The sequence below is a fragment of the Bacteroides difficilis genome (genome assembly GCF_048319815.1).
Taxonomy (GTDB): domain Bacteria; phylum Bacteroidota; class Bacteroidia; order Bacteroidales; family Bacteroidaceae; genus Bacteroides; species Bacteroides zhangwenhongii.
On record NZ_CP182814.1, the window covers coordinates 1,460,448 to 1,486,940 of the forward strand.

Sequence of the window (26,493 nt, forward strand, 5' to 3'; positions counted from 1 at the left end):
TTTCAACGACTTACAAATATGCTTAGTGGGAAATCCTATTTCAGCCTAAAATGTGCATCACATTCCGCAGTGTCAAGTTCACCATAGAATAAAAATCTATAAAAATTCTCTGCAATCCCATGCAATTTCAAAAGGTCACTCTTGCCGAGTTTCGCTTCAAAAAGGTCACCTGAAGGTCACCTGTAAAAGAAAAAGCACCTACAGAAACTCTGTAAGTGCTTGATTATTAAAGTGGACCAGCCTGGGCTTGAACCAGGGACCTCCAGATTATGAGTCTGTTGCTCTAACCAACTGAGCTACAAGTCCGGTGTATCCATTTACTGGATGCGGTCACAAAAGTAGTGCTTTCTGTCGAATTATGCAAATTCTTTTGATAAAAATCTGCTATTCTTTGCCTTCAAAACTTATATTTGCGTTTCGGATTCTTGGGAAACCAGCCTTTCCGTACCCGTTCTTCCTGTTCAAAGACCTCTTTAATGGTCCAGAAGGAAGAGAAAGCGAATACGCCTAGCAGGGAGGACAGAATTACATTGTCAATGCTCAATGACGCTATGACACCGCCTATACCGAGTATCAGGAATATCCACCAACATTTAGTGCCCCAATAATATTCGGCCTTTACCACAACGGGGTGAAAAAGGCCGATAATCAAAAAGGTACAAATTCCGATAAATAGCCCTGCAAGGTGATATTCATTCAGAAACTCCATCGCTTGTTATTTTTCTATGCGAATGGGGATTTCTTTCTTGATGCTCTGTTCCAGAGAAATCAATGTCTCGGTGGCTACTACACCCGGTATCTCTTGCATTTTGTTATTCAGCAAATCCATCAGATGTTCGTTGTCGCATGCATACAGCTTGGTCAGCATAGTGTACGGTCCTGTAGTGAAATGACATTCCACAATTTCGGGAATCTTCTGAAGTTCTGCCACAACAGCTTTGTACATAGAGCCTTTTTCCAATTTGATACCGACGTATGTACATGTTCTGTAGCCCAAAGATTTGGGATTAACGTGGTAGCCCGAGCCTACAATGACACCTAAGTCAATCAGTCTTTGCACACGCTGATGGATGGCTGCACGTGACACTCCACATTCGGCTGCTACGTCTTTGAAAGGGATACGGGCATTCTGGGAAATAATTTCTAGTATCTGCCTGTCGAGATTGTCTATTCTTTCCATAATAATAAATTATAATTTCCAGTTGTTATCAAATAGTAAGCAAATATAGAGATTTATTTTAATTATTCTTCTTTTTTGAGAGAAAAAATAGGCAAAAGCAAAAAAAAGAGGTACAAACGCTTTGCACCTCTTTCCTTTTTCTATTTAGAAAGAAACTTTCTTATTTCTTATCTTTTTCAATGCCCACCAGTTCAACTTCGAAAATCAAAGTAGAGAACGGTTTGATCTGGCCGCCTGATTCTCTAGCACCGTATGCCAGTTCCTGAGGGATGTAAAGTTCCCATTTAGAACCGACAGGCATCATAGTCAATGCTTCTGTCCAACCTTTGATTACTTGGTTAGCGCGGAAAGTAGCCGGTTCTTTACGTTTGTAAGAGCTGTCAAATTCTGTTCCGTCAATTAAAGTACCTTTGTAGTTAACTTTCACTTTGCAAGTGTCAGCAGGGATTTCACCTTTACCTTCAGTGATCACTTTGTATTGCAGACCGCTCGGAGTTGTTTTCACACCTTCTTTAGTCTTGTTGTCGGCAAGGAACTTTTCGTTTTCAGCTTTGTAGTCAGCGTATTTTTCAGCCAAAGCTTTTGCTTTGATTGTTTCCATAGCTGTACGGGTATAAGTCTGAGCTTCTTCCATAGTCATCATGCCGCCTTTTTCCAAAGTACCTGCGATGAAACCTGCCATGAAGTTAGCTTTGCTGATTGTTTTAGTAGAGTCGCCGGCAAATAACTCCTGGTTGATACCTTTCATCATTTGGTTGCTGATCTGTTGACCGATTTGCAAACCTGCCATGTAAGCGATATCTTTCTTGCTGGTTTTGTTTGCACCTTCGTTCAAACCTTTGATGAAATCTGCCATGTAAGCGGTATCAACATCCAGACGGCCTGTCAGGTAGCCTTTCAAACCTTGAGTCTGAGCCATACCGATAGAATAAGACAGGGAGTCGAGTTCTGTTGACAGATTTGCTTTAGGAGACTGAGCTGTGCAAGAAGCAAGGCTTGCAGCAGCGGCGATTGCCATAAAAATACTAACTTTTTTCATTTTGCTTTGAAATTTTTTATTTATAATACTTCGAGTAATTCTACTTCAAATACGAGTGTGCTGTGGGGAGGAATCATTTCTCCGGCACCTCTTGCGCCATAACCCAGTTCAGACGGAATATACAGTTTCCATTTAGAACCTTCCGGCATCAGTTGCAGTGCTTCAACCCATCCCGGGATTACCTGGCTCACGCCGAATACTGCGGGCTCACCACGCTGAACAGAGCTGTCAAACAGTGTTCCGTCAATCAAAGTACCTTCGTAATGGCATTTTACCTGATCGGTAGCCTGAGGCTTTTTGCCTGTACCTTCTTTTATTATTTCGTATTGCAATCCGCTGGGCAGAGTTACTACGCCTGCTCTTTTTTGGTTTTCTTCAAGGAATGCTTTCCCCTGTTCGATAGCGGCGGCACCCATTTTAGCTTCCAGTTCTTCGAAATACTTGTTTACTATTTCGCGGGCTTCCTGATGGCTGATAGCCGTCTGGTTGCCTTCCAATACATCTTTGATAGCTTGTGCGAAGTCGTCTACCGAAAGGTTGGCGATTCCCATACTTGATAAGTTTTGGCCGATTCCGAGACCAATAGAGTAACTAAATTTATCCATATAATGTTTTTTGTTGGCGATTGAAGCGTATTTCATAGTTTTAGCCTTCAATCAATTGCAAATTTATGAATCGCAAAAGTACGTGTTTTATTTGAATGATTTAATATTTGGTATTTAAAAATTCTTATATCTGTGAAAGTTAACCGCTTTTTACAAAAGAATTAGTTTTTTTGTTCGTAGGATTTAATCGGCTTATTCTTATTATCTAGGTTGGTTTATGCAGATAATTAATCGTCTGACTGTAGTTTGTTTTTCGTCTAACTATAGTCAGACGAAAGAGTTACTATAGTCAGACGAAAATTTAACTATAGTCAGACGATTAAATATTAGTATGTTTGATGTTAACTATCTATATCTTTCATTTTAAAGTTTAGTATAAACCGGATTATATTAAGCGTAAGAAAGTTTTCGTTTATTCGATGATTCTGATTACATTTGTGTGGCTATTAAAAAAAGAAGGAGGAATAGTAATGAAGAATCTGGTAGTTTTGACGGGTGCGGGTATGAGCGCCGAGAGTGGAATCAGTACATTTCGGGATGCGGGCGGTTTGTGGGATAAATATCCTGTAGAGCAGGTGGCCACTCCTGAAGGTTATCAGCGTGACCCGGCTTTGGTTATTAATTTCTATAATGAGCGTCGGAAACAGCTGTTGGAGGTAAGGCCGAACCGCGGGCATGAGCTATTGGCGGAACTGGAGAAAAACTTCCATGTTACGGTGGTGACACAGAATGTCGATAACTTGCATGAACGTGCCGGGAGCAGCCACATCATTCATCTGCATGGCGAACTGACGAAAGTGTGTTCCAGTAGAGATCCTCATAATCCCCATTACATAAAAGAACTGAAACCGGAAGAATATGAAGTGAAGATGGGGGACAAGGCCGGTGACGGCACTCAATTGCGACCTTTTATCGTATGGTTTGGAGAAGCTGTGCCGGAAATTGAAACAGCCATCCAATATGTGGAGAAAGCGGATATTTTCGTTATTATCGGTACGTCGCTTAATGTATATCCTGCAGCGGGGTTGCTTCATTATGTACCGAGAGGAGCAGAGGTGTATCTGATTGATCCGAAACCGGTAGATACGCATACTTCCCGTTCGATACATGTAATTCAGAAGGGAGCTTCTGAAGGAGTAGCTGAATTGAAACAGCTGTTGGGAGTTTGAGAGGTTTTCTCTTCCCGGTTTTATTCCAGTTCGGTGGCAAAAGTCTCCATGTTTTCTGCAAAGTAAAGGATAATCAATCTCTTTATATATCTGGTTGTATGGATGAGATTGATCGCCCAAATTGATTGAAACTACATTTTTTTGAGTTATTTTTGTCGAATATTAAATACAAATCTCTCATTTAATGTATGATACCGATGAAAAGCAAATTATTACTCACATGTATCCTCCTGTTTTTCTGTTCCTCTTTTCTGTGCGGACAGAATCAATCTTCTAAAGTGGCAAACTCTGTTGAAACGAATAATGGATGCATCCGGCACCCGTGGTAAGGAAAAAGAGTGGGATATTTGGGAGACTCTATTACAGATCCCAACTGTCATGGCGACAAGATAAAGAAATACTGGGATTTTCTGCAGGAATGGCTGGGAATCACTCCTTATGTATATGGTATCAGTGGCAGGCAATGGAATGATGTACCCCGGCAAGCCGAGCAACTGAAGAAAGAACACGGCGGAGAAGTAGATGCTATCGTGATTTTGATGGGTACGAATGATTTTAATGGCGGTGTACCTATTGGAGAATGGTTTATGGAAACAGAAGAACAAGTGATGGCAGCCCGTGGACAAACCCAAAAGCTGGAAACTCGTAAGAAACGTACTCCTATAATGGATGGAAGCACGTATAAGGGACGTATCAACATAGGAATCAATAGACTGAAACAACTCTTCCCGGACAAGCAGATTGTGTTGTTGACCCCGTTGCACCGTTCACTGGCCAATTTTGGAGAAACGAATGTGCAACCGGATGAAAACTACCAGAACAGTTGTGGCGAATATGTGGATGCCTACGTGCAGGCTGTTAAAGAGGCCGGCAATGTGTGGGGAGTCCCCGTGATTGATCTTAATGCGGTGACCGGATTGAATCCGATGGTGGAAGAACAACTGATTTATTTCTACGATGCGGGATATGACCGTTTGCATCCCAGCACGAAAGGACAGATACGCATGGCACGAACGCTGATGTATCAGTTGCTTGCGTTGCCTGTTATGCTTTAGGCTACCGATGGATAACCGCTCGGAACACAAACCATGCATGATGTATCGTGGTACTGCTCCATCCATAATGCTTTGCCATAATGCGGAATCTCTCTTTGAGGGATGCTTTCCGGTTCCGGGTGGTCATGCCCTCGTCCAGATAGTCGATGATTGTCAGGTGAGTGTTGTGCAAAGTACGTGCTTTTTTCATGATGCGGATGCACCAGTCGAAGTCAGCGGAGAAACGGTACTGCAAATCATACGGCTCTACCAACGTGTGGCGGGGGAAGAATGCCTGATGACAGACCAACATCCCTTGTTTAAAGCTTTTCCACGTTAAAGTTTCCGGAGCGGATAGCCTGCGCATACGTAGGAAATGACCGTTCTTGTCTACGATGGCTGTTTCTCCATAAAGTACATCGGGAAGTTCGTTGCCGATGATGGTATGTACCATTTGCTGTAATGTATTATCTTCGTGGAAGCAGTCGCCTGCGTTCAGAAAGCAAAGGTAATCACCGGTGGCAAGAGAGATTCCTTTATTCATGGCGTCGTATAATCCTTTGTCCGGCTCGCTGACGACAGTGTGTATCCGCGAACGGTACCGGTCAATGATGGATAAGGTCTTATCTTCAGATCCCCCGTCTACGATAATATATTCGACGTGATGATAGGTTTGTGAGATGACACTTAGAATGGTGTCCTCCAATACCTTCTCGGCGTTGTATGTTACCGTGATGATTGAGAATTTCGGAGTGGGATGGACGCTATGCATATTTTCCTGTTATTTTGTTATAGATATCCGTATATCTTTTGGCAACGATACTCTCCGAATAGTTGCCCAATACCTTGCGGCGGGCTTGTTCTGAGAGTTCGCTGTACTCCGGTTCTGTCAATATCCAGTGAATGCCGTTGGCAAAATCTTCCGAAGACTTGTATTGTGCCACGTAGCCATTGTGCAGATGGTCTATCATTTCGGGAATGCCGCCTACATTGAACCCTACGCACGGTACTCCACATGCCATCGCTTCCATAATCATGTTGGGCAGATTCTCTTCCAGCGACGGGATGGCGAAAATATCTACTGAGTTGTATATATTCACTAATTCATGCTCATTCTTTATGTAAGGAAGTGAGTGTACACGAAAGGGAAGCAGAGCCTGTAACTGTTGGGATTGGTTGCCGAATGCAACTATCTCCAATGAATCTTTCCATTCCGGATGCTTTTCTGCCAGCATTTTACAGGACTCAATTAAATATTCGACTCCTTTCCGCTTATCGGTAATCTTTACCGAACCGAACAGAATTAGTTTTTTGTTTTGCGGCAACATACATTTCGTACGTGCCTCCTCCTTCTTTTGTGGTTTGAAGAGATTCGTGTTAATGGCGTTCGGAATATTGACAATCTCTTTTCCTGCAAGCAATGCACTACTTTGTGCTTGTTCTTTCAGCCAATGACTGCAAGTGACGAAATGAATCGGGGCATGAGCATAAAGTTCTTGTTTGTTGCGGAAAGTGCGATATGACAGATCCTTCCGGCCTCCTTCCTTATATATATAGGGGCAGTGATGGCATTCCTTCCGGTATTTGGTACATTCCCGTGCATAGTGGCAGATACCGGTACAAGGCCACATATCATGCATTGTCCATACTACAGGCTTGCCGGATGACAATATCTTTCGGATATCTTTCAATGAGAGCATTCCCTGATTGACCCAGTGAAGGTGGATGACATCCGCCTGACGGAACTCCGGAAGTGACGTAATGTCCGTGCCGGTATTCGCTATATCTACATCAAACATATGATTCCGGTGAAAACGGTTGGCACTCCAGATGACAAGACGTTCCCACATGAATTTCCATACTTGCAACCAGCTTCTGTTCAACCCGACAACACTAATCTGGTCGGTCTGTTTGTCACGTACCAACATTTTAGCTTTGATACCGTTGTTTTTCAGCGATTCCATCAGACGGCTTGCCGCAACGGCCGGACCGCCCATCTTCTCAGAAGTATTAATAATCAGTATTCTCATTTTCTAAAGTTTGCTTGCCAGCAGGCTTGTATACAGATTGATATATTGTCCGGCTACTACCTTGCCCGAATATTTAGTCATTACTTCGTTTCTCATTGCTTCCGGTGACACCCGCTCTTTCCCTTCGGTAAGTCCCCATTTTATTCCGTCGGCCAGACTTTCCGCCGACTGATAGTCAGCCAAGTATCCATTCTCTTTATGGCGGATGATGTCTGCTTGCCCGCTGTTGCCGAACGATACGGGCAGGCAACCGCAAGACTGGGCTTCAATCAGTGTTTGCCCGAAGGTTTCGTAGAGCGAGGCGGACACTGCGACATCGGCTGCCGAATAGATTTGAGAAAGTTCCTTCGCTTGGCTTACCCAACCCATGTCGGTGTAACTGACAGGAATCAACGGAAGAATCTGTTGGGGATATTTGGTCTTTCCGAAGAATATGAGATGCAACTCTTCACTCCGGAAGTCTTTTCGTCGGATTAAAAGGCGAATGGCCTCCATCAACGTTGGGAATCCTTTTATCGGATCATCAATACGGGCAGCCCCGAACACGATAATCCGTTTGTCAGGAAGAGATAATGCTTGTCGGCATTCTACTTTGTTAAGTATCAGGAAGTTGCTCAGTGAGAGCGTGTTCGGTATCACTGTGACCGGCTTTCCTTTGAGTAGTGTGCTTTGGCGTACTTGTGAGGCGAGCCAATTACTTACTGTAACGATATTTATTCTTGCCGGAGAGAGTATGCTCTGTTTTTTCTTGAAGACGCGGTGAGACAAGTCGTTGTTACCGGGAAAACGGAGAAAGTGGCAGTTTCCGCATTCGTTTTTGAATGATTTGCAAGAGTAGGAATAATGGCAGATGGAGGTACATTCCCACATATCGTGCATCGTCCAGACAACAGGTTTGCCGGAGGTGATGACTTGTTGAATATTGTGCAAGGACAGCATGCCCTGATTGATCCAATGCAAGTGAATGATATCTGCCTCTTTGAAAACCGGAAGCCGGGTGACATCGAACCCCGTATTGGCAATGGATACCCTAAAAAGATTCTTCCGGCTGAAAAGATTATTTGCCCAAATAATGAGACGTTCCCAGATAAACGTGAACTTTCTTTGCCAAGACTTACCGACAGTATGTACTTTATCGGAGTGGCTCGTTTTGTGCAGTACCAACATCCCGGTGTCTATTCCGGCACCGTTGAGCGATTCCATCAGACGGTTTGCTGCGATAGCCGCACCGCCCATTCGTTCGGAAGTATTGATGATTAGTACTCTCATGCGCATAAAAGTTTATGCAAATGTACGCTTTTCGTTGCAAATCTATGGTTGCTTGCGATAAGTTTTTACCGTAGTAGTTAAGATTTGCGATAATTCGCGGCTGTAATGTTCTAAATTATATTCCCGTTCTGCCAGTTTCCGACCGTTGGCTCCCATTTGCTGTGCTTCTTCAGGATGGGTGTAGAGGTAACGGATGGCTTGTTTCCATCCTTCCGTATCATTATAGTCTACATAGATACCTGCTCCTTCTTTTTCAATGTCCATTTGAAATTTAGGATTACGTGAGCAAATCACCGGGAGTCCTAATGCAAAAGCTTCTACCAGTGTGGTGAGTCCCACGGTGTAGGGGGTGTCAAGGCAGCAGATGACTACTACTTTTGAATGTGCTACTTCTGTGGCGAGCTTGTGTGGGATGATACCGCCCGTGAAATGTATCCGTATGTTGGTATATGGTATATATTTTTTTAGTAAAAGCTCATAGTTCTTGTCTCCGGCGGCAGGCGTGGTAAACACATCGAGGGGAAGCCCTGTTTCGGCAAATGCTTTTAACAAGGTGGTGAAGTCACGATTCTCTTTCCCGGTAGTGATAAACGTCTTTTCCGGTTCTTCTTCGTTTGCGGCTGGAAGGTGCTGTCTCAGATAGTCATAGAAATCAAGGTCGGCTCCCCAATGTATAAGGTGCAACTGACCGGCGTTGACTTTGCCTGATTTTAAAGAGTCCTCAATTAACGTCTGACTGAAAAAGAACATTTGATCGATACCTCTGTAATAAAAGCGGGAAATCAAATTCTTCAGTTTGTTGGAGTTTCGGACTACGGCTTGATGGTGCCAGATAGCAATGGGTTTGCGGTACAATCCGAACGCACGTAAGAAGATAATAAGCTCTAGTCCGTAAAAGGAGGTACCATACAAAAGGTCGTACGGTTCTTTGCAACGTATGATTTCAAAGAAATTGTAGAGTGAGAACCGTATACGGGATGCGAAATGACGGTAATGGTGGAGTATCGGGTGAATACCGTGTTTACTGAAATGAGTGAGCCCATATAATATATGTCCGGGGTGTAAATGGTTCTTCCATTCGTCCAATGCTTCTTGTATGGGGCGTGTGTGATAATAGTATATTTTCATGCGCCGAAGTCTCCTTTCAAGGTACGTTTAATTCGTCGGATCGCTTTGGCCATAAAGCAATTTGTGCGGTGGTAATAGCGTGCGAATGCTTCTCTGGCTTTTTCATTTTCTTCTATTGGCGACCATTTTTCTATTGGGAGCGGTTTCATCCATAAGGTGGAACTGTATAAACCGCCACCGCCGCAGTTGGTGCCGCTTCCATCGAAACCGATGTTCTGAATAAGTGAACGTCCGGTGTTTAACGAGAGGATATCTGCTAGAAACAGGCTGGCATTCCAGCGGATGGCCCATGAATTATTTTTCCCTTCGATTTGGCGTCTCAGCATTCGTGTGAAAGGATAATTCCCGTTGAGGTCAAATCTCCGTGTGAGGTTACGTTCTTCCAATTGGCGGAGCAGCTCTTTCCCGTCGGGATTGAAATATTTCCATGCTCTGTCCCAAGTAGCCCACCCCCAACTTCCGGTAAACTTGATAAGAAATGTATCGGGCAGGGAAGGGTCGTTGGTGAAATCACAAGCTTGTATGTGACCGACGCGTGGCTCGTCTTTGTAAGTCTCAAGTGCATCGTTCATAAATTGTAGGAAGTAAGGTGCTGTAATCAAGTCGTCTTCCATTACGATAACCCGCCCGAAGCGGCTGACTTGTGTAGTAACTCCGTCAATGATATTACGCGCAAGTCCCCAGTTCTCTTTCCGTTCGATGAGGGTGACGTTCTTAAATCCTGTTATCTTATGGATATAGTTGCGGACTTCAGTTACAGCTGCCTCGTCTGTGTCCTTGCGGGCTGCATCGGAATAGATGTAGAGCTCACTTTCGGCAGCGAGTGTGTTGCTTTGAAGTGTCTCCATCGTTTGTTTTAAATGTTCCGGACGATTGTACACGAACAGCAATATGGGAGCGTATTTTGTCATTATGTTATTTGGTTTTTGTTACTAGTTCAATAATTTTGCTGCCGAAGTACTGCCAAGCGTTTTCATCGAGAAATTGCCTATATCCAACTAGTGAGGCTTTTTCTTTTTTATGGTCTGAGAGGATGACGGCAATATCATCCAGACTTTTAAATGTGTGAACGTTTAATAGACTGTTGTGGCTGTAATCGATGAATGATCCGGTGGCTGGTCCTATTACCTTTGCCCCGAAAGAAAGGGAATCCATTAATACTCCCGAACTTAATACAGAATCAGGACAGTAAGGAATGAGTACAAAACGGGAGCAGGATACGTAATTACTTAGCTTTTCAAACGATGGACTTTCAGGGATGATTTTGACATAATCAGGTGCTTTGGCCTGCAATTCTTTCAACAAAGAGGCGGAGGCACATCGTCCGATAATGCAGACATTGGGGTGTTGCTCCGGATGGTTGCGTAGGTATGAAAGATATTCATGTATACCTTTATAGCGTGAGATAGTACCCCATATCAGCAAATCATAAAGAATATTATTCTCGGCAGGTAACTGTCGGGGAAGTCGATTGATGGTAGGATGGTGCAGAAAATGAACTTTTCCGCTGGCTTGCGGATATCTCTGCCGGATGATTTCCAGCCCTTCGGTAGCGTGTGTAAGTATTAAATCCGCTTTCCGGGCGATGAAACGCATGAGGAATTTTTTCATGCCTGTATATCCGTCATTGTGTGGTTTTTTGTTGTGCAGTACCCATACGATTTTCTTCTTTGCCAATTTGAGTATTGTTACGAAACAGATTGCCGTGACAGCTTGTAAAAGTCCGTATTTGAAATCAGGAATACTTTCAAACCAATTGAAGATAATCACGTCTCCCCATCGTTTGGGAGGCAATATGCTAAGAAGCGGGTTTCGGTGTGGAGGATTGATAACAGTACTTTCTCCTTCACGGTTCAAGGAAGCGATGAAATTCTCTATATAGGGATTGCTTTTTTCGTTAGGGTTTTGCCTTAAACGCGGAAATACAGTAAATGTTATCATATTCCTAAGTCATTAATGGATGGCAAATTTACTACAATCTCGGATAAAATACAAGGGAGTGAAAAAAGACTTGATGCATGATTGCAAAAAACGTGTATGGGGATAAAGTTGTTTATGCTGAATGCAACAGACGCAACAGGCTTTCAGAATTCCAACAATACTGCCTGTCTTCATATACCGAATTGTTCGGATGGTATATTTCTGCCTGAATGGATAGCTGCTGACAGCTTGAAAATATCTTTTTGTAACATTGCGCTGTAAGTGGTTGCTTAGGCTTTTCAGAGCAGTTTGCAGTCCTTCCCATGCATTGTACTTTTGTTCCGTATGGTAGGAAGTGGCTTGAGGATGTCTACGCCAATAGACCAGTCCTTCGTCAATGAACTCTATTGGTCCGGAGACAACGGCAGCCAACATTAGCAAGGAGTCATAGGAGATGTTATTCTCTTGTTTCACAGCTTGCTGGAAAATGGGTAGGATATTGCGGTGGAAGAAACATTCGTGTCCCGGGACATATGGTTTCATTAATAGATAAAGCTCGTTGTAAAGTACATTAGATTTGTTCTTTTTTCCCATGGTCTGTTGAATATCCATGGTGAATAGGTAAGAGTTATGAAAAAGTAGAGAATGATTTTTTGCGTGGTTCATCAGAATCTCTATCTTATCCGGTCGCCAGATATCATCTTGGTCGGAAGAGGCGATATATTCACCTTCAGCTTTGGCGAAGGCGGATGAAAAATTGTAATTGAATCCTAGTGGTGCCTCGTTAATATAGAGTTTGACACGTGGGTCTCGTTTTTGATATGCTTCAATAATTGTTACTGTACGATCGGTAGAACAATCGTCTTGTATGATCAATTCATGGATGGGATAGGTTTGGCACAATATAGAATCTATTTGTTGTTCAAGATATTTATCTCCGTTATAGGTACACATAACGACTGAAATGGAAACCGGTGAGCTCGGATTAATATTCATATTTTTGAATTTGTGTAAATACTGTCTGCAAAAATAGCCAAAGAATAATAAACTTGTTTACTTTTGTGTTGGAAATGAATATATGATTATGGAAAAGATAATATTAGTGCCGGTGGGAGGATTAGCTAATCGTATGCGCGCTGTAGCTTCTGCCGTTACCTTGACATATAGAGTAAGGAGAAAGTTGGAAGTACTATGGTTCCGTGATTGGGGACTGAATGCTCCCTTTTTCAAAGTGTTTGAGGAACCGGAGTTGATGAATATATCCTTTTCGGAGACTTCTTGCAAACATTTGCTTATGTATGACCGTCCTCGCAGGCGTAATTTTTATCTTCCGAAACTTTTTCAGAAATTGTTGTTTGAGGATTGTCTGTATGAAAGGGATGTACGTGCTCTTTGTTATAAGGAGTCGGAGCTGGAAGAGTGGGCATCTCAAAGTGGACGGTTGTATATTGCTACTTGTGACCAGTTTGCGAATTACAGTACAAATTTACTTCGTTCTTTGTTTCACCCTGTCGCTTCCGTTTGTGAGGAAGTCGAACGCCGTTTTTGTTACTTTTCCAAGCATACGGTAGGTGTACATATTCGTCGTGCAGATCATACGGTAGCCATCCGTCAAAGTCCATTGGATTTGTTTTTTACACAGTTGGACAAAGAAAGTGACATGTATGATGATTTGTGCATCTATTTGGCAACTGATTCGGAAGAGGTGAAACAGCAGTTACGCAATCGTTATGGTGGCAGGGTGCATACGGCTGAGGCGGTTTCTGATCGTGGCTCGATTTCCGGAATTAAGGATGCTGTAGCCGATATGTATACACTGTCACGCACTCAAAAGATTTATGGATCTTCAGGCAGTTCTTTTTCGGAACTGGCTGCCCAATTAGGAGATATTCCCCTGCAAATACTTCGTGTTTAGATTTTCTTTCTTATAAATTCAATGCACTCACGGAATATCACGGATTGTAATTTCCATAAAATCAGAGCGTACAAAGATACTACCAGCACTATTTTTATGAGTAAGGATAAATATAGATTTCGGATTCCGAGAGTGATATAATAAGCGGAGGCAGTCAATGTGGCTGCTAATAAGAAATAAGGAGCGATATCCTTGAGTACGCAGGATAGAGTCAAAGGTATTTCTCTTTTGACGAAGAAATACCAGACAAAAAGCCATAAAATATTGATGGTAATGAACAGATAAATCATCATTGTGATACCATAAGGATAGCTGAGACATGCTGTGATAAGTTGCAAAATGCTGAGTGTGATATTGCAGAACATAAACACGGAAGAACGTCCCCGGCTGACCAATAGGTTTGAGAACAGGTTATTAATAGGGATAAACGCACCCCAGATACAGAGCAATTGCATCATTTGGGCGGAAACGAGCCATTTGTCAGTAATGGTAATCACGATGAACTCTTTGGATACAATGCTGAGGCCGAACATGGCAGGGAAAGAGATAAATGCGGTGAAGCGCAGCATTTTACGGAATACGGCTACCTGACGCTGGGTGTCTTCCGTTATGCTTGCTAATACGGGCTGGGCTACTCCGTTAATCATTCCTGTGATTAAGGAATGTCCCATGTTATTCCATTTGTTTGCTTGGCTGAAATCTCCTACTGCCTGCTTGGTATAGAATTTCCCTAATAGTACGGAGAACAGGTTGTTGTTGATAGTCATGAATATGTTGGTAATTAACATTTTACTACTAAAACCGAACATCTCTTTTATAGGAGAAAAGTCGAAATGGAAGCTAGGCATCCATTTGGCGAAGTACCAATTGAGTATAACGACAACTGCTACGTATACAAGTGATTGTATGGCTATGCCCCAATAGGCAAATCCATTTACGGCAAGGACTATTGCTGTAATACCGGATAATGTAAGTGAGGAAAGGGAAATAATCGTATTTTCTTTCACTTTGAGGTTGCGGAAAAGGATGGCGCGTGGAGCGATCCCTAAACTAGCGATAAAAAAACTTAGGAAAGCCAGCCGGGAAAGGGGGACTAATTCCGGCGTACGGTAAAACTCGGCAATCAGTGGAGCCGACAGGTAGAGTAATATATATAAGATGGCGCTACAGGAAACACTAAACCAGAATACGGCATTGTAATCTTTGTCCGAAGCATTTTTACGGTTGACCAGAGCGGAGATGAAACCGCTTTCCTGCAGGATGTTGGCTATCGTTGAAAAGATGGTCAGCATACCGATCATACCATAATCGGAGCGTGACAACAGACGAGCCAGAACAATTCCGAAAAGAAGTCCCAGCAACTGCTGTAAGCTGTTGCTGAGTCCTCCCCAAAATAATCCTTTGGCTGTCTTTTGTCTCAGTGATTGCTCTTCGCCCATTTTTTATTTTACTTCGCTGCCCGGCTTTACCTCCCGTCCCGGCATAATAACAGCCAAACTGCCATCATTATTTTCGGCGCTCAGAATCATTCCTTCGCTGACGATACCTTTCAGTTTGCGCGGGGCAAGATTGGCGATGAAGCAAACCTGTTTGCCTACCAGCTCTTCCGGTTGATAGTGTTTGGCAATGCCCGATACGATAGTACGTGTTTCCAGTCCGTCGTCGATTTTGAATTGCAACAACTTATCTGCCTTTGGAACTTTCTGGCATTCGAGGATAGTACCTACACGGATGTCCAATTTCGTGAAATCATCGAACTCGATGTTCGGACGAATCGGATTGGCTTTGTAGTTCGCTTCTTCGTTTGCTTTTTTAGTATCAAGCAACTTCTGTACTTGTGCTTCGATAGTAGCGTCTTCGATCTTTTCAAATAGCAGTTCCGGCTTATTCAACTGATGGCCTACGGGCAGCAGATTGTCTTTTCCTAGTTCAGCCCATTCGAATGTGTCCATATTCAGCATCTTACGGAGTTTCTCCGAACTGAACGGCAGGAACGGATCAAAAGCGATGGCGAGGTTGGCAACCAGCTGTAGGGAAATGTTCAAGATAGTGCCTACACGCTCCATATCTGTTTTGGCCAATTTCCACGGTTCTGTGTCGGCCAGATATTTGTTACCGATACGTGCCAGATTCATGGCTTCTTTCTGTGCATCGCGGAATTTGAAAATGTCGAGCAGTTTTTCCACTTCTGCTTTTACGTCTGCGAATTCTTTCAGAGTTTCCTTGTCATAGTCAGTCAATTCGCCCTGTGCAGGTACTTTTCCGTCAAAGTACTTTTGGGTAAGTACCATAGCACGATTCACAAAGTTGCCATATACAGCGACCAGCTCGTTATTGTTGCGTGCCTGGAAGTCTTTCCAGGTGAAGTCATTGTCTTTTGTTTCCGGTGCATTGGCGGTCAGTACATAGCGGAGTACGTCTTGCTTTCCGGGAAAATCGGCCAGGTATTCGTGCAGCCATACAGCCCAATTGCGGGAAGTGGAAATTTTATCTCCTTCCAGGTTTAGGAATTCGTTGCTCGGCACGTTGTCCGGCAGAATGTAACTGCCTTCAGCTTTCAGCATTGCAGGGAATACGATGCAATGGAATACGATGTTGTCCTTGCCGATGAAGTGAATCAAACGGGTTTCAGGATCCTTCCACCATGTTTCCCAACTATCGGGAAGCAGTTCTTTGGTATTGGAAATATATCCGATAGGCGCGTCAAACCATACGTACAAAACTTTTCCTTCTGCTCCTTCTACGGGAACGGGGATTCCCCAATCGAGGTCGCGGCTTACGGCACGTGGCTGCAAGCCCATGTCGAGCCAGCTTTTGCATTGACCGTATACGTTGGGACGCCATTCTTTATGATCTTCCAGAATCCATTTGCGCAGCCATGCCTCATGTTTGTCGAGGGGAAGATACCAATGCTTGGTTTCTTTCATTACCGGCTTGCTCCCGCTAATGGCGCTTTTCGGATTAATAAGATCTGTCGGAGAGAGTGAAGTACCGCATTTCTCACATTGGTCGCCGTATGCTCCTTCCGAGTGGCAGTGAGGACATTCTCCGGTGATATAACGGTCGGCGAGGAATGTTTTAGCTTCTTCATCGTAGTATTGTTCGGACGTTTTTTCGATAAATTCTCCTTTGTCGTACAATGTTTTGAAGAAGTCCGAAGCCAGTTGGTGATGGGTCGGTGAACTGGTGCGGCTATACACGTCGAATGAGATTCCGAATTCCTCGAATGACTTTTTAATCAAGGAATGGTAACGGTCTACTACATCCTGCGGGGTGATTCCTTCCTTCTTGGCACGGATCGTGATAGGCACTCCGTGTTCGTCCGAACCGCCGATGAATAATACATCTTCTTTTTTCAGGCGCAGATAGCGTACATAAATATCTGCGGGTACGTATACACCGGCCAGATGACCGATGTGGACAGGTCCGTTCGCATAGGGCAATGCCGATGTGACGGTGGTTCTTTTGAATTTCTTTTCCATTGTATCGTGTGATTTTATTGTTTTCAGCTTTGTAATGTGCAAAGATAATGACTTTTCTTTCTTTTTTCTCGTAAGAAAGAATATATTTGTATTCAAGTTAAACGAAAATTAGAGTATGATATGATAACAACCCAGTTGCTGCGCCCTGAGAGCATTGTTGTAGTAGGGGCTTCGAATAATGTACATAAGCCGGGTGGCGCAATATTAAAGAACCTGATAAACGGGGGTTATCAGGGAGAACTTCGGGCTGTGAACCCAAAAGAGAAAGAAGTGCAGGGAGTTCCTGCCTTTGCGGATGTGCAAGACGTGCCTGATACGGACCTTGCGGTATTGGCGGTTCCTGCTTCAATGTGTCCTGGCATTGTAGAAACATTGGCTGGTCGGAAGCATACCCGGGCTTTTATCATACTTTCTGCCGGCTTTGGTGAGGAGACTCATGAGGGGGCATTGTTGGAAGAACGTATTCTGGAAACTGTAAACAAATATGGCGCGTCGTTGATAGGACCTAACTGCATCGGATTGATGAATACTTGGCACCATAGTGTGTTCAGTCAACCAATTCCAAATTTAAATCCGAAAGGAGTGGATCTTATCTCCAGTTCGGGTGCTACAGCCGTATTCATTTTGGAAAGCGCGGTGACTAAAGGATTGCAGTTCAACTCTGTATGGTCGGTAGGAAACGCCAAACAGATTGGGGTGGAGGATGTATTACAGTTTATGGATGAGAACTTCGATTCTGAAAATGATTCACGAATCAAATTGCTCTATATTGAAAGTATCCAAAATCCGGACCGATTATTGTTCCATGCTTCTTCATTGATAAGAAAAGGGTGTAAGATTGCAGCGATTAAGGCGGGAAGCTCGGAAAGTGGAAGCCGTGCGGCTTCTTCGCATACGGGAGCTATTGCCAGTTCGGATTCTGCTGTTGAGGCTTTGTTTCGTAAAGCGGGAATTGTACGTTGCTTTTCACGTGAGGAGCTGACTACCGTCGGTTGTGTGTTTACCTTGCCCGAACTGAAGGGAAAGAATTTTGCGATTATCACTCATGCCGGAGGTCCCGGAGTAATGCTGACGGATGCGTTGAGCAAGGGGGGGCTGAATGTGCCGAAGTTAGAAGGTAACCTGGCAGAAGAACTGAAAGCGCAACTCTTTCCGGGAGCTGCTGTCGGTAATCCGATTGATATTCTTGCTACGGGAACCCCGGAACATCTGTGTCTTTGTATTGACTATTGTGAAGAGAAATTTGAGAATATAGATGCTGTGATGGCCATTTTTGGAACTCCGGGACTAGTCACTATGTTCGAGATGTACGATGTGCTTCATGAGAAAATGCAGGTTTGCAGTAAACCGATTTTCCCGATACTTCCTTCCATCAATACTGCCGGAGCGGAAGTGGCAGCGTTCCTTGCTAAAGGTCACGTGAACTTTTCGGATGAGGTCACATTAGGGACTGCTCTTTCCCGCATTGTGAATGCTCCTAAACCGGCAGTTCCTGAAATAGAACTGTTCGGAGTGGATGTTCCGAGAATTCGGCGGATCATTGATTCTATTCCGGATGACGGATATATCGCGCCTCATCATGTACAGGCTTTGCTTCATGCAGCCGGTATTCCGCTTGTAGATGAATTTGTGTCGGATAATAAGGAAGAAGTGGTGGCTTTTGCCCGTCGTTGCGGATTTCCGGTGGTGGCAAAAGTCGTTGGACCTGTGCATAAATCGGATGTTGGCGGGGTCGTGTTGAATATCAAGAGTGAGCAACATTTGTCTCTGGAGTTTGACCGTATGATGCAAATAGCCGATGCGAAAGCAATCATGGTACAGCCAATGCTGAAAGGTACGGAACTTTTCATTGGAGCGAAATATGAGGAGAAGTTCGGGCATGTGGTCCTTTGTGGTCTGGGAGGTATTTTTGTGGAAGTGCTGAAGGATGTCTCTTCGGGTTTGGCCCCGCTTTCTTATGAAGAGGCTTATTCGATGATTCATTCGCTGAGGGCTTATAAAATCATACAGGGGACACGTGGTCAAAAGGGGGTGAATGAGGATAAGTTTGCGGAAATCATTGTTCGTTTGTCTACCTTGCTCCGTTTTGCGACAGAGATTAAAGAAATGGATATAAACCCGCTTTTGGCAACTGAGAAGGCGGTTGTGGCGGTTGACGCACGTATTCGAATAGAGAAATAGGACTATTTTATTATTCATTGAGACGTAATTGCTATCTTTCTTTTGTTATTTTGCCTACATTTGGTAATTCAAACAGAAAGCTAGAAAACACGTAATATGAAGAAGACTCTACTACTTTTGATCTGTCTTGTTTGTTACTCGGGCATTTGCCATGCACAAGTGGCGAATGAACATTATTATTTCAAAAATCTGAGTGTACAAAACGGATTATCCCAGAATACAGTCAATGCGATTTTGCAGGATAAGCAAGGATTCATGTGGTTCGGTACGAAGGATGGACTGAACCGGTATGACGGTTTGTCGTTCCGTAAATTCAAACATGATAATCGTAGTCGGCAAAGCATTGGCAATAATTTTATTACGGCTCTCTATGAGGATGCGGAGGGAAATATCTGGATAGGAACAGATGTGGGGCTCTACGTTTATTATCCGGAGAAAGATTCTTTTTTGCACTTTACCGAACTCAGTCTGGAGGGTACAAGAGTAGAACACACAGTAACTGCAATATCCGGTGATAATCAGGGATGCGTCTGGATGGCTGTAGAGTCACAGGGATTGTTCTGCTATGATTTGGAAAAGGACCAACTTCGGAATCATACATTAAAGGATTTTTCTTTTCTTACCAGCAATGTGCAGACTTTTGCTTTTGATAATAGCGGAACGCTTTGGATTGGCTGTTACGGTGACGGACTTTTCTATTCGAAAGACCGCTTGAAAACACTTCATCCCTATCTGTCTCCTGTGGATAAACAAGAAACTTATGCGAACGATGTTGTGATATGCCTCGCGAAAGGTGCGTACAACTGCCTGTATGTAGGTTCATTGAAAGGAGGGGTGAAGGAGCTGAATCTGACTTCGAATAAATTACATGATTTGCTTTCGGTGGATGAAGGTGGAGAGTCTGTATTCTGCCGTGAATTGCTGGTGGCTTCTGACAATGAACTTTGGATTGGCGCAGAGTCGGGGCTTTATATTTATAATCTCCGGACGGGTAAGTATGTTCATTTGCGTAGTTCGATTAACGATCCGTACTCTTTGTCAGATAATGCTATTTATTCTTTGTGCAAAGACCGCGAAGGTGGTATCTGGATTGGTTCTTACTTCGGTGGGATAAACTATTATCCCCGTTTCTATACGAATTTTGAGAAATATTATCCAAAAGGAGCAGCGAACGGGTTGCAGGGGAAACGTGTACGTGAGTTTTGTCAGGATAATCAGGGTATTTTGTGGATTGGTACGGAAGATGGAGGCTTGAATCGTTTTAATCCTAAAACAAAGACTTTCTCTTTCTTCACACCGAGCAATGCTTTTACAAATGTACATGGGTTGTGTATGGTTGGTGATAACCTTTGGGTAGGAACTTTCTCAAAGGGAGTGAAAGTGGTGGATACGCGGACGGGAACTATTGTAAAAACGTATCTGAAAACAGAGTCACCTCATTCGTTAGTGGATAATAGTGTTTTTTCTATTTGCCGGACAACGACGGGAGATATTTATTTAGGTACTTTATTTGGTTTGTTGCGCTATAATAAACAGTTGGATGGTTTTGACCGGATACCGGAACTGAATGGAAAGTTTGTATATGATATAAAAGAAGATTCCGGTGGTAACCTCTGGCTTGCAACTTATGCAAATGGTGCTTATTGTTATAATGTAAACGAGAAAAGATGGAAAAACTATTTGCATGATGAAAATAATCCGAAAAGTCTACCCTATGATAAAGTGGTAAGTATCTTTGAGGATTCACATCGTCAGGTGTGGTTGACTACTCAAGGTGGAGGCTTCTGCTGTTTTCACTCGGATACGGAGACTTTCACCAATTATAGTTTGGCTGACGGATTGCCGAACGATGTGGTTTATCAGATTGTGGAGGATAAAGAAGGATTCTTTTGGCTGACTACCAATAATGGCCTGGTATGCTTTCAGCCGGCTACAGGTGGGATGAAAGTATATACAACTTCCAACGGTTTGTTGGGAGATCAGTTTAACTATCGATCGAGTTTTGAGACGGAGGATGGAACGATCTATTTAGGAAGTATTGATGGCTTTGTAGCGTTTAATCCGAAGACTTTTTCGGAGAACAAGTCTCTTCCTTCTGTTGTGATTACGGATTTTCTGTTGTTTGGTAAGGAAGTGTATGTGGGTGATCCGGGATCTCCGTTGGAGAAAAGTATCACGTTCTCTGATGAAATCGTACTTCGGGCCAATCAGAATTCTTTCTCTTTTCGGGTAGCTGCATTGGACTTTCAGGCTCCGAAAATGAGTAAGATCATGTATAAGTTGGATGGTTTTGATACAGATTGGTTGACGGTCGGTGAAAGTCCTATCGTTGCTTATTCCAATTTGCGTTACGGCAATTATATGTTTAAGGTTAAGGTGTCTAATAGTGATGGGGTATGGAATGAAGAAGGAGTATCATTAAAGGTACAGATATTACCTCCTTTTTATCTTTCAATTTGTGCTTATTTCATATATGCTTTGTTGATAATAGGTTGCTCTCTGTATGCGGTTATGTATTTCAAGAGACGTAGTAATTACAAACATCGTCGGCAGATGGAGAAGTTTGAACAGGAAAAGGAGCGTGAGGTATATCATGCAAAGATTGACTTCTTTACGAATGTGGCCCATGAGATACGCACTCCGTTGACATTGATAAAAGGTCCGTTGGAAAATATTATATTAAAGAAACAGGTGGATGCAGAAACTCGGGAAGATTTGAATGTCATGAAACAGAATACGGAACGGCTGCTGAATCTGGTTAATCAATTACTTGATTTCCGTAAAACGGAAAGTCAGGGGTTCCGCTTGAACTTTACTGAATGTAATGTTACGGAAATCTTGAAAGAAACTCATAAACGCTTTACCTCTTTGGCAAAGCAGAAAGGGTTGAATTTTGTTTTGAATGTACCTGAACAGGATTTTTATGCACATATCAATCAGGAAGCATTTACGAAAATTATCAGTAACTTGTTGAATAATGCAGTGAAATATGCGGAAACCTATGTATATCTATTATTGGATCTAAATGAAGTAGAGACGGAAAAAAGATTCTATGTCCGTACTGTGAATGATGGTGTTATTATTCCGGATGAGATGAAGGAGGAGATATTTAAACCTTTTATTCGTTTTAATGAAGAAGATAATGGAAAAGTAACTACTGGTACAGGTATTGGATTGGCATTGTCACGTTCGTTGGCTGAGTTGCATCGAGGTAATTTGATGATGTTGGAGGGAGAAGAAGCAAATACTTTCTGTTTGATGCTTCCTGTAGAACAAGATAGCGTAATTAAATTAGTGGTGGAGCCTAGCTTTGTGGAAAGTAATAAGGTTACAGAACGTCAGGTAGGATTGATGGAGAATAAGGCAAACAAATCGGTGATACTGGTAGCAGATGACAATCCGGATATGCTATCTTTTGTGGTCCGGCAGTTGGAAAATAGTTATATTGTATTAACTGCTACAAATGGAGTGGAGGCTTTGGAAGTATTGGATAGTAATGAGGTAACGCTGATTGTAAGTGATGTAGTCATGCCCCGAATGGATGGGTTTGAATTATGTAGAGTGATTAAGTCTAAATTGGATTATAGCCATATTCCTATTGTCCTCCTTACAGCAAAAACAAATATTCAATCGAAGATAGAAGGGTTGGAGCTGGGAGCAGATGCATATATAGAAAAACCGTTTTCTGTTGAATATTTGCAGGCTTGTATTGCTAATTTAATTAATAGCCGTGAGAAATTACGGCAGGCTTTTACACAATCTCCTTTTGTTACTGCTAATACAATGGCTTTAACAAAGGCTGATGAGGAGTTTATAAAGAAACTAAATGAAATTATTCAGAATAATTATCATAACCCTGATTTTAGTATGGATGACATTGTAGATTCATTGAATATGAGTCGATCCAACTTTTATAGAAAAATCAAAGGAGTGCTAGATTTAAGTCCGAATGAATATTTGAGACTGGAAAGATTGAAACGGGCAGCCCAATTGTTGAAAGAAGGTAATGCACGTGTGAATGAAATTTGTTATATGGTAGGTTTTAACTCTCCTTCCTATTTTTCCAAGTGCTTCCAGAAACAGTTTGGGGTGTTGCCTAAAGAATTTGCCGGATAGGTAAGTTTGAATTGTATTTTTGAGAATCTTACCCATATATTTGGTATTTGGGACAGATTTATTATTCTTTCTTTTACTTGAGACGTTCTGCATATTATTTTTGTGTCATTGATGGGGTAATTAGTTGTTTCTGCAGTTAAAATAGGGACGTTTGTTGCATTTTTAGAGAAAATTCTACTTACTTATAATCTATAAGTAGCATACTTTTGTGTATCAATTATATGTAATTCTCGGTTACATTATTATTTTATTTATTTTTAATAATATACTATGAAAGAAAGTCAAATTTCAAAGTTGAAGCAGAGATGTGTGGGAGCAGCACTCCTACTAAGTCTTTTTGTAGGAGCGCGGCCACTTTATGCGACTGGTAGTGTTGATACAGTACAACAAAGTGCAGTGGCACAGAAGCGTATTTTGACCGGTACTGTTATTGATGCAAGTACTAATGAACCCTTAGTAGGTGTCAATATTAAAGTAAAGGGCGAAACGAGTGGTACCATTACTGATGTCGACGGTAAGTTTAACATCTCAGTGACGAGTAAATCTCAATTGGAAATTTCTTACATTGGTTACAAACCTTTGGTATTAATGGTCGGAGATTTAGGTGTGATGACTATTAAAATGGAATCAGACAACGAAGTGTTAGACGAAGTTGTTGTGATAGGTGAGGGTACTCAAAAGAAAGTATCAATCACTGGTGCCATCACCACGGCAAAAGGTGTGGATTTTAAGGTTCCTTCTTCTTCATTTACTAGTGCGCTGGCTGGTAAACTGGCCGGTGTCGTTTCTATGACTACTAGTGGTGAACCAGGTTCTTCTTCTCAATTTTATATTCGTGGTATTAATACTTTTGGTGGTGTAGCTACTCCCTTGATTTTATTAGATGGAGTGGAAATTACTGCAGATGATCTGAACCGTATTCCGGCAGAAACTATCGAAAGTTTTTCGGTGTTAAAGGATGCTTCTGCCACTGCAATTTATGGTAATCGTGGTGCTAATGGTGTAATGTTGGTAACTACCAAGAAAGGTAGTGAGAACACTAAGGCTAAAGTGAGTGTATCATTAGAAGCTTCTTATTTTACTCCAACTAATCGTGTAGAGTTTGTAGATGGACCAAATTTTATGCGTTATTACAATGAGGCTCAAGCTGCTCGTTTAGATGGTGATGTTACTCCTTTTTATTCGGATGAACAGATTGCTTACACCGAACAGGGAATTAATCCTTATGTTTATCCTAATGTAGATTGGTTTGACTTGATGTACAGAAGTGGTAATATGAATCAACGTGCTAATGTGAATGTGCAAGGTGGTGGATCACGTGTTACTTATTATATGAGTTTACAGGCGAATCATGATACAGGATTAATGGAGGCTCCCAAAAACTATGTGTATGACAATAACATAAATAATTGGTCATATAGTTTTCAAAACAATATTGGTTATAAATTGACTAATACTACTATGCTTGATCTCCGTATAATGGCGCAGATTGGTTCTAAACACGGTCCGGGTAATAGTACTGGCGACATCTTTCAGCGTGTAATGCGTGCTAATCCTGTTTCATATCCTGCTTATTTTCCCGAGCAACCGAATGATGAAAATATAATTCGGTTTGGTAGCCAATTGGTAGGTAAAGGTGAAATGGCGGTGAATCCTTATGAATATATGTTGAGTAATTATAAGGAACAGCAATATCATACAATGAACGCTTCTTTAAATATTAATCAGAAACTGGATTTTATTACTGAGGGATTAAGCTTTAAATCATTAGTTAATGTAAAAAGCTATGCTTTGACGCACTATACTCATAGTATGAAACCTTATTTCTATTCAGTAAAAGATGGTTCATGGAATGTCGAAAATCCGGATTCTTATGAGTTGACAGAGCTTCAGACTGGTAATCCTTTCCTTAATCAAGGTAGTATTAATCGTTATACTAATCAGACTTTTTATTTTGATGCACGATTAGACTGGAAACGTAGTTTTGGCGATCATAATTTAACAGCGATGGCGATGTATATGATGCGTGAATATCGTGATAGTGTGCTGCCTAATCGTAATCAAGGTTATTCCGGACGTGTAACTTATGATTATGCTAATAAATACTTGCTGGAATTTAATTTTGGTTATAATGGTTCGGAACGTTTGGCTGAAGGCAGTCGTTTTGAGTTTTTCCCTGCGGCATCTGTCGGTTGGGTAGCAAGTTCGGAGAAGTTCTGGACTCCTGTGGAGAAAGTGATAGATTATTTTAAAGTAAGAGCTTCTTATGGTTTGGTTGGAAGTGACCAATTTGATAGTGGTGCTCCTCACTTCCTTTATACTAATAATGTGGAAATAGGCGGTTCAAGTAATGGATTTTGGACTGGTTTTCCTGGAACAGAACAATCTCATAAAGGACCTGCTTTTCGTGTCCTTTCTGTTGAGAATGCAGGCTGGGAACATGTTACTAAATTTGATGTAGGGGTTGATTTGTCACTTTTTAATCAATTGCGCATTACTTTTGATTACTTCCGTGATTATCGTGACCGTATTTTGATGCGTCGTGCCTCTTGGCCGGGTATGTTGGGTTATTGGGGATCTACTCCGTGGAGTAATATCGGTGAGGTAGAAAATAAGGGAGTAGAACTAAGTGTAAACTGGAAGAAGCAGTTTGGCAAAGATTGGATTGTTGATTTACGTGGAAACTTCACTTACAATAAGAACAAATATAAGTACAAGGATGAACCTTCTTACCCTTACGTTTGGCAAAGTCAGACAGGACGTCCAATTGGTGCTGTTGTGGGGTATTTGGCAGATGGATTATTTGAAAGTGAAGAGGAAATTGCTCATTGGGCAGATCAGTCTATGCTAGGCAAGTGTCGCCCTGGTGATATTAAGTATCGTGACGTGAATGGTGACAGCTATATTACGGAAGAGGATAAGGTAATACTTGAACCTAATGGAAATACTCCGGCTATTCAGTATGGTTTTGGTATTAATATCAGTTATAAGAAATGGGATTTTGGAGCATTCTTTAATGGGTCGGCGCAGCGTAATGTAATGTTAAGTAACATTCAGCCGTTCTTGACTTCCGGTCAAGGGGTTACGTCATCTGTTCCGCAGAATATGATGCAGTGGATTGCTGACGACCACTGGTCAGTAGATAATCCTAACCCTAATGCACGTTTCCCTCGTCTCGGAGTAAACGAAAGTGACGTAAAACAGAATATGGTACCTAGTTCATTTTGGCTAGTCAATCGTAACTTCCTCCGTTTCAAAACACTTGAGATCGGTTACAATTTCCCGCATTGTCGTGTTTATTTCACAGGTGATAATTTGGCGGTATTCAGTCCATTCAAGGAGTGGGATCCGGAGTTGTCGTGGACAACCTATCCGCTTTCCAGAACATTTAATATCGGAGTACAGTTGAATTTTTAATATAATAA

Annotated in this window: 19 protein-coding genes and 1 tRNA gene; 6 read left to right on the forward strand and 14 right to left on the reverse strand. The window is 42.3% G+C overall.

The annotated features are described in order from the left end of the window. Positions 1-232: 232 nt before the first annotated feature. From ACNOGP_RS05285 to ACNOGP_RS05305, 5 genes are all read right to left on the reverse strand, one after another. Positions 233-306, reverse strand: a tRNA-Ile gene (locus ACNOGP_RS05285). A 91-nt stretch (positions 307-397) separates the two neighbouring features. After that, positions 398-709 (reverse strand): DUF4491 family protein, encoded by a 312-nt coding sequence (locus tag ACNOGP_RS05290; protein WP_007747674.1) that lies wholly within the window; start codon positions 707-709, stop codon positions 398-400. 6 nt (positions 710-715) lie between these two features. After that, positions 716-1,180, reverse strand: a complete 465-nt coding sequence (locus tag ACNOGP_RS05295; RefSeq protein ID WP_007747677.1) for an Lrp/AsnC family transcriptional regulator — start codon at positions 1,178-1,180, stop codon at positions 716-718. Between the two features lie 160 nt (positions 1,181-1,340). Then, positions 1,341-2,219: an FKBP-type peptidyl-prolyl cis-trans isomerase gene (locus tag ACNOGP_RS05300; protein ID WP_007747681.1), complete on the reverse strand. Its 879-nt coding sequence runs from the start codon at positions 2,217-2,219 to the stop codon at positions 1,341-1,343. 20 nt (positions 2,220-2,239) lie between these two features. Further along, positions 2,240-2,824 carry an FKBP-type peptidyl-prolyl cis-trans isomerase gene (locus ACNOGP_RS05305; protein ID WP_186966586.1) on the reverse strand — a complete coding sequence of 195 codons (585 nt, stop codon included), beginning with the start codon at positions 2,822-2,824 and terminating at the stop codon, positions 2,240-2,242. A 470-nt stretch (positions 2,825-3,294) separates the two neighbouring features. Here ACNOGP_RS05305 and ACNOGP_RS05310 point away from each other — a divergent pair, with 470 nt between their 5' ends. Beyond that, a complete protein-coding gene (locus tag ACNOGP_RS05310; RefSeq protein ID WP_418214739.1) occupies positions 3,295-3,993 on the forward strand; it encodes an SIR2 family NAD-dependent protein deacylase in 699 nt (232 codons plus the stop codon). Between the two features lie 338 nt (positions 3,994-4,331). Beyond that, a complete protein-coding gene (locus tag ACNOGP_RS05315) occupies positions 4,332-5,048 on the forward strand; it encodes an SGNH/GDSL hydrolase family protein (RefSeq protein ID WP_418214273.1) in 717 nt (238 codons plus the stop codon). A gap of 1 nt (position 5,049) precedes the next feature. Here the strand turns inward: ACNOGP_RS05315 and ACNOGP_RS05320 are convergent, their stop codons facing one another. From ACNOGP_RS05320 to ACNOGP_RS05350, 7 genes are read right to left on the reverse strand one after another with little or no spacing between them, the layout of a single operon-like run. Then, on the reverse strand, positions 5,050-5,799 hold the full coding sequence (locus ACNOGP_RS05320) for a glycosyltransferase family 2 protein (protein WP_186966043.1): 750 nt from the start codon (positions 5,797-5,799) through the stop codon (positions 5,050-5,052). Next, the gene (locus ACNOGP_RS05325; RefSeq protein ID WP_186966042.1) at positions 5,792-7,057 is read right to left on the reverse strand and encodes a glycosyltransferase family 4 protein; all 1,266 of its coding nucleotides are present in this window, start codon (positions 7,055-7,057) and stop codon (positions 5,792-5,794) included. The genes ACNOGP_RS05320 and ACNOGP_RS05325 overlap by 8 nt, the downstream gene beginning before the upstream one ends. A 3-nt stretch (positions 7,058-7,060) precedes the next feature. Beyond that, positions 7,061-8,326 (reverse strand): glycosyltransferase, encoded by a 1,266-nt coding sequence (locus ACNOGP_RS05330; RefSeq protein WP_418214274.1) that lies wholly within the window; start codon positions 8,324-8,326, stop codon positions 7,061-7,063. 42 nt (positions 8,327-8,368) lie between these two features. Then, entirely contained in the window at positions 8,369-9,454 is a 1,086-nt protein-coding gene (locus tag ACNOGP_RS05335; protein ID WP_272719662.1) for a glycosyltransferase family 4 protein, read from the reverse strand. Further along, a complete protein-coding gene (locus ACNOGP_RS05340; protein WP_418214275.1) occupies positions 9,451-10,365 on the reverse strand; it encodes a glycosyltransferase in 915 nt (304 codons plus the stop codon). The genes ACNOGP_RS05335 and ACNOGP_RS05340 overlap by 4 nt, the downstream gene beginning before the upstream one ends. Positions 10,366-10,369: 4 nt before the next feature. After that, on the reverse strand, positions 10,370-11,395 hold the full coding sequence (locus ACNOGP_RS05345) for an exopolysaccharide biosynthesis protein (RefSeq protein ID WP_418214276.1): 1,026 nt from the start codon (positions 11,393-11,395) through the stop codon (positions 10,370-10,372). A gap of 12 nt (positions 11,396-11,407) precedes the next feature. Further along, on the reverse strand, positions 11,408-12,370 hold the full coding sequence (locus ACNOGP_RS05350; RefSeq protein WP_186966037.1) for a glycosyltransferase: 963 nt from the start codon (positions 12,368-12,370) through the stop codon (positions 11,408-11,410). A gap of 88 nt (positions 12,371-12,458) precedes the next feature. On the opposite strand from ACNOGP_RS05350, the gene ACNOGP_RS05355 reads away from it, so the two are divergent. Then, positions 12,459-13,289, forward strand: coding sequence for a hypothetical protein (locus tag ACNOGP_RS05355; protein ID WP_007762192.1), 831 nt, complete (start codon positions 12,459-12,461; stop codon positions 13,287-13,289). Here ACNOGP_RS05355 and ACNOGP_RS05360 read toward each other — a convergent pair. Further along, a complete protein-coding gene (locus tag ACNOGP_RS05360) occupies positions 13,286-14,728 on the reverse strand; it encodes a lipopolysaccharide biosynthesis protein (RefSeq protein ID WP_143866297.1) in 1,443 nt (480 codons plus the stop codon). The genes ACNOGP_RS05355 and ACNOGP_RS05360 overlap by 4 nt on opposite strands. Positions 14,729-14,731: 3 nt before the next feature. Further along, the gene (metG, locus tag ACNOGP_RS05365) at positions 14,732-16,771 is read right to left on the reverse strand and encodes a methionine--tRNA ligase (protein ID WP_186966035.1); all 2,040 of its coding nucleotides are present in this window, start codon (positions 16,769-16,771) and stop codon (positions 14,732-14,734) included. A 120-nt stretch (positions 16,772-16,891) separates the two neighbouring features. Between metG and ACNOGP_RS05370 the strand changes: the two genes are divergently transcribed. From ACNOGP_RS05370 to ACNOGP_RS05380, 3 genes are all read left to right on the forward strand, one after another. Further along, on the forward strand, positions 16,892-18,952 hold the full coding sequence (locus ACNOGP_RS05370; protein ID WP_418214277.1) for an acetate--CoA ligase family protein: 2,061 nt from the start codon (positions 16,892-16,894) through the stop codon (positions 18,950-18,952). Between the two features lie 96 nt (positions 18,953-19,048). Then, entirely contained in the window at positions 19,049-23,068 is a 4,020-nt protein-coding gene (locus ACNOGP_RS05375) for a hybrid sensor histidine kinase/response regulator transcription factor (RefSeq protein ID WP_418214278.1), read from the forward strand. A gap of 270 nt (positions 23,069-23,338) precedes the next feature. Further along, positions 23,339-26,485 (forward strand): SusC/RagA family TonB-linked outer membrane protein, encoded by a 3,147-nt coding sequence (locus ACNOGP_RS05380; protein WP_418214279.1) that lies wholly within the window; start codon positions 23,339-23,341, stop codon positions 26,483-26,485. Positions 26,486-26,493 lie beyond the last annotated feature (8 nt).

Excerpts from the sequence above, each read along its gene's own strand:
- ACNOGP_RS05290 (WP_007747674.1), bottom strand. The coding sequence starts at position 709 with ATGGAGTTTCTGAATGAATATCACCTTGCAGGGCTATTTATCGGAATT.
- ACNOGP_RS05295 (WP_007747677.1), bottom strand. The coding sequence starts at position 1,180 with ATGGAAAGAATAGACAATCTCGACAGGCAGATACTAGAAATTATTTCC.
- ACNOGP_RS05300 (WP_007747681.1), bottom strand. The coding sequence starts at position 2,219 with ATGAAAAAAGTTAGTATTTTTATGGCAATCGCCGCTGCTGCAAGCCTT.
- ACNOGP_RS05305 (WP_186966586.1), bottom strand. The coding sequence starts at position 2,824 with ATGGATAAATTTAGTTACTCTATTGGTCTCGGAATCGGCCAAAACTTA.
- ACNOGP_RS05310 (WP_418214739.1), top strand. The coding sequence starts at position 3,295 with ATGAAGAATCTGGTAGTTTTGACGGGTGCGGGTATGAGCGCCGAGAGT.
- ACNOGP_RS05320 (WP_186966043.1), bottom strand. The coding sequence starts at position 5,799 with ATGCATAGCGTCCATCCCACTCCGAAATTCTCAATCATCACGGTAACA.
- ACNOGP_RS05325 (WP_186966042.1), bottom strand. The coding sequence starts at position 7,057 with ATGAGAATACTGATTATTAATACTTCTGAGAAGATGGGCGGTCCGGCC.
- ACNOGP_RS05330 (WP_418214274.1), bottom strand. The coding sequence starts at position 8,326 with ATGAGAGTACTAATCATCAATACTTCCGAACGAATGGGCGGTGCGGCT.
- ACNOGP_RS05335 (WP_272719662.1), bottom strand. The coding sequence starts at position 9,454 with ATGAAAATATACTATTATCACACACGCCCCATACAAGAAGCATTGGAC.
- ACNOGP_RS05340 (WP_418214275.1), bottom strand. The coding sequence starts at position 10,365 with ATGACAAAATACGCTCCCATATTGCTGTTCGTGTACAATCGTCCGGAA.
- ACNOGP_RS05345 (WP_418214276.1), bottom strand. The coding sequence starts at position 11,395 with ATGATAACATTTACTGTATTTCCGCGTTTAAGGCAAAACCCTAACGAA.
- ACNOGP_RS05350 (WP_186966037.1), bottom strand. The coding sequence starts at position 12,370 with ATGAATATTAATCCGAGCTCACCGGTTTCCATTTCAGTCGTTATGTGT.
- ACNOGP_RS05355 (WP_007762192.1), top strand. The coding sequence starts at position 12,459 with ATGGAAAAGATAATATTAGTGCCGGTGGGAGGATTAGCTAATCGTATG.
- ACNOGP_RS05360 (WP_143866297.1), bottom strand. The coding sequence starts at position 14,728 with ATGGGCGAAGAGCAATCACTGAGACAAAAGACAGCCAAAGGATTATTT.
- metG (WP_186966035.1), bottom strand. The coding sequence starts at position 16,771 with ATGGAAAAGAAATTCAAAAGAACCACCGTCACATCGGCATTGCCCTAT.
- ACNOGP_RS05370 (WP_418214277.1), top strand. The coding sequence starts at position 16,892 with ATGATAACAACCCAGTTGCTGCGCCCTGAGAGCATTGTTGTAGTAGGG.
- ACNOGP_RS05375 (WP_418214278.1), top strand. The coding sequence starts at position 19,049 with ATGAAGAAGACTCTACTACTTTTGATCTGTCTTGTTTGTTACTCGGGC.
- ACNOGP_RS05380 (WP_418214279.1), top strand. The coding sequence starts at position 23,339 with ATGAAAGAAAGTCAAATTTCAAAGTTGAAGCAGAGATGTGTGGGAGCA.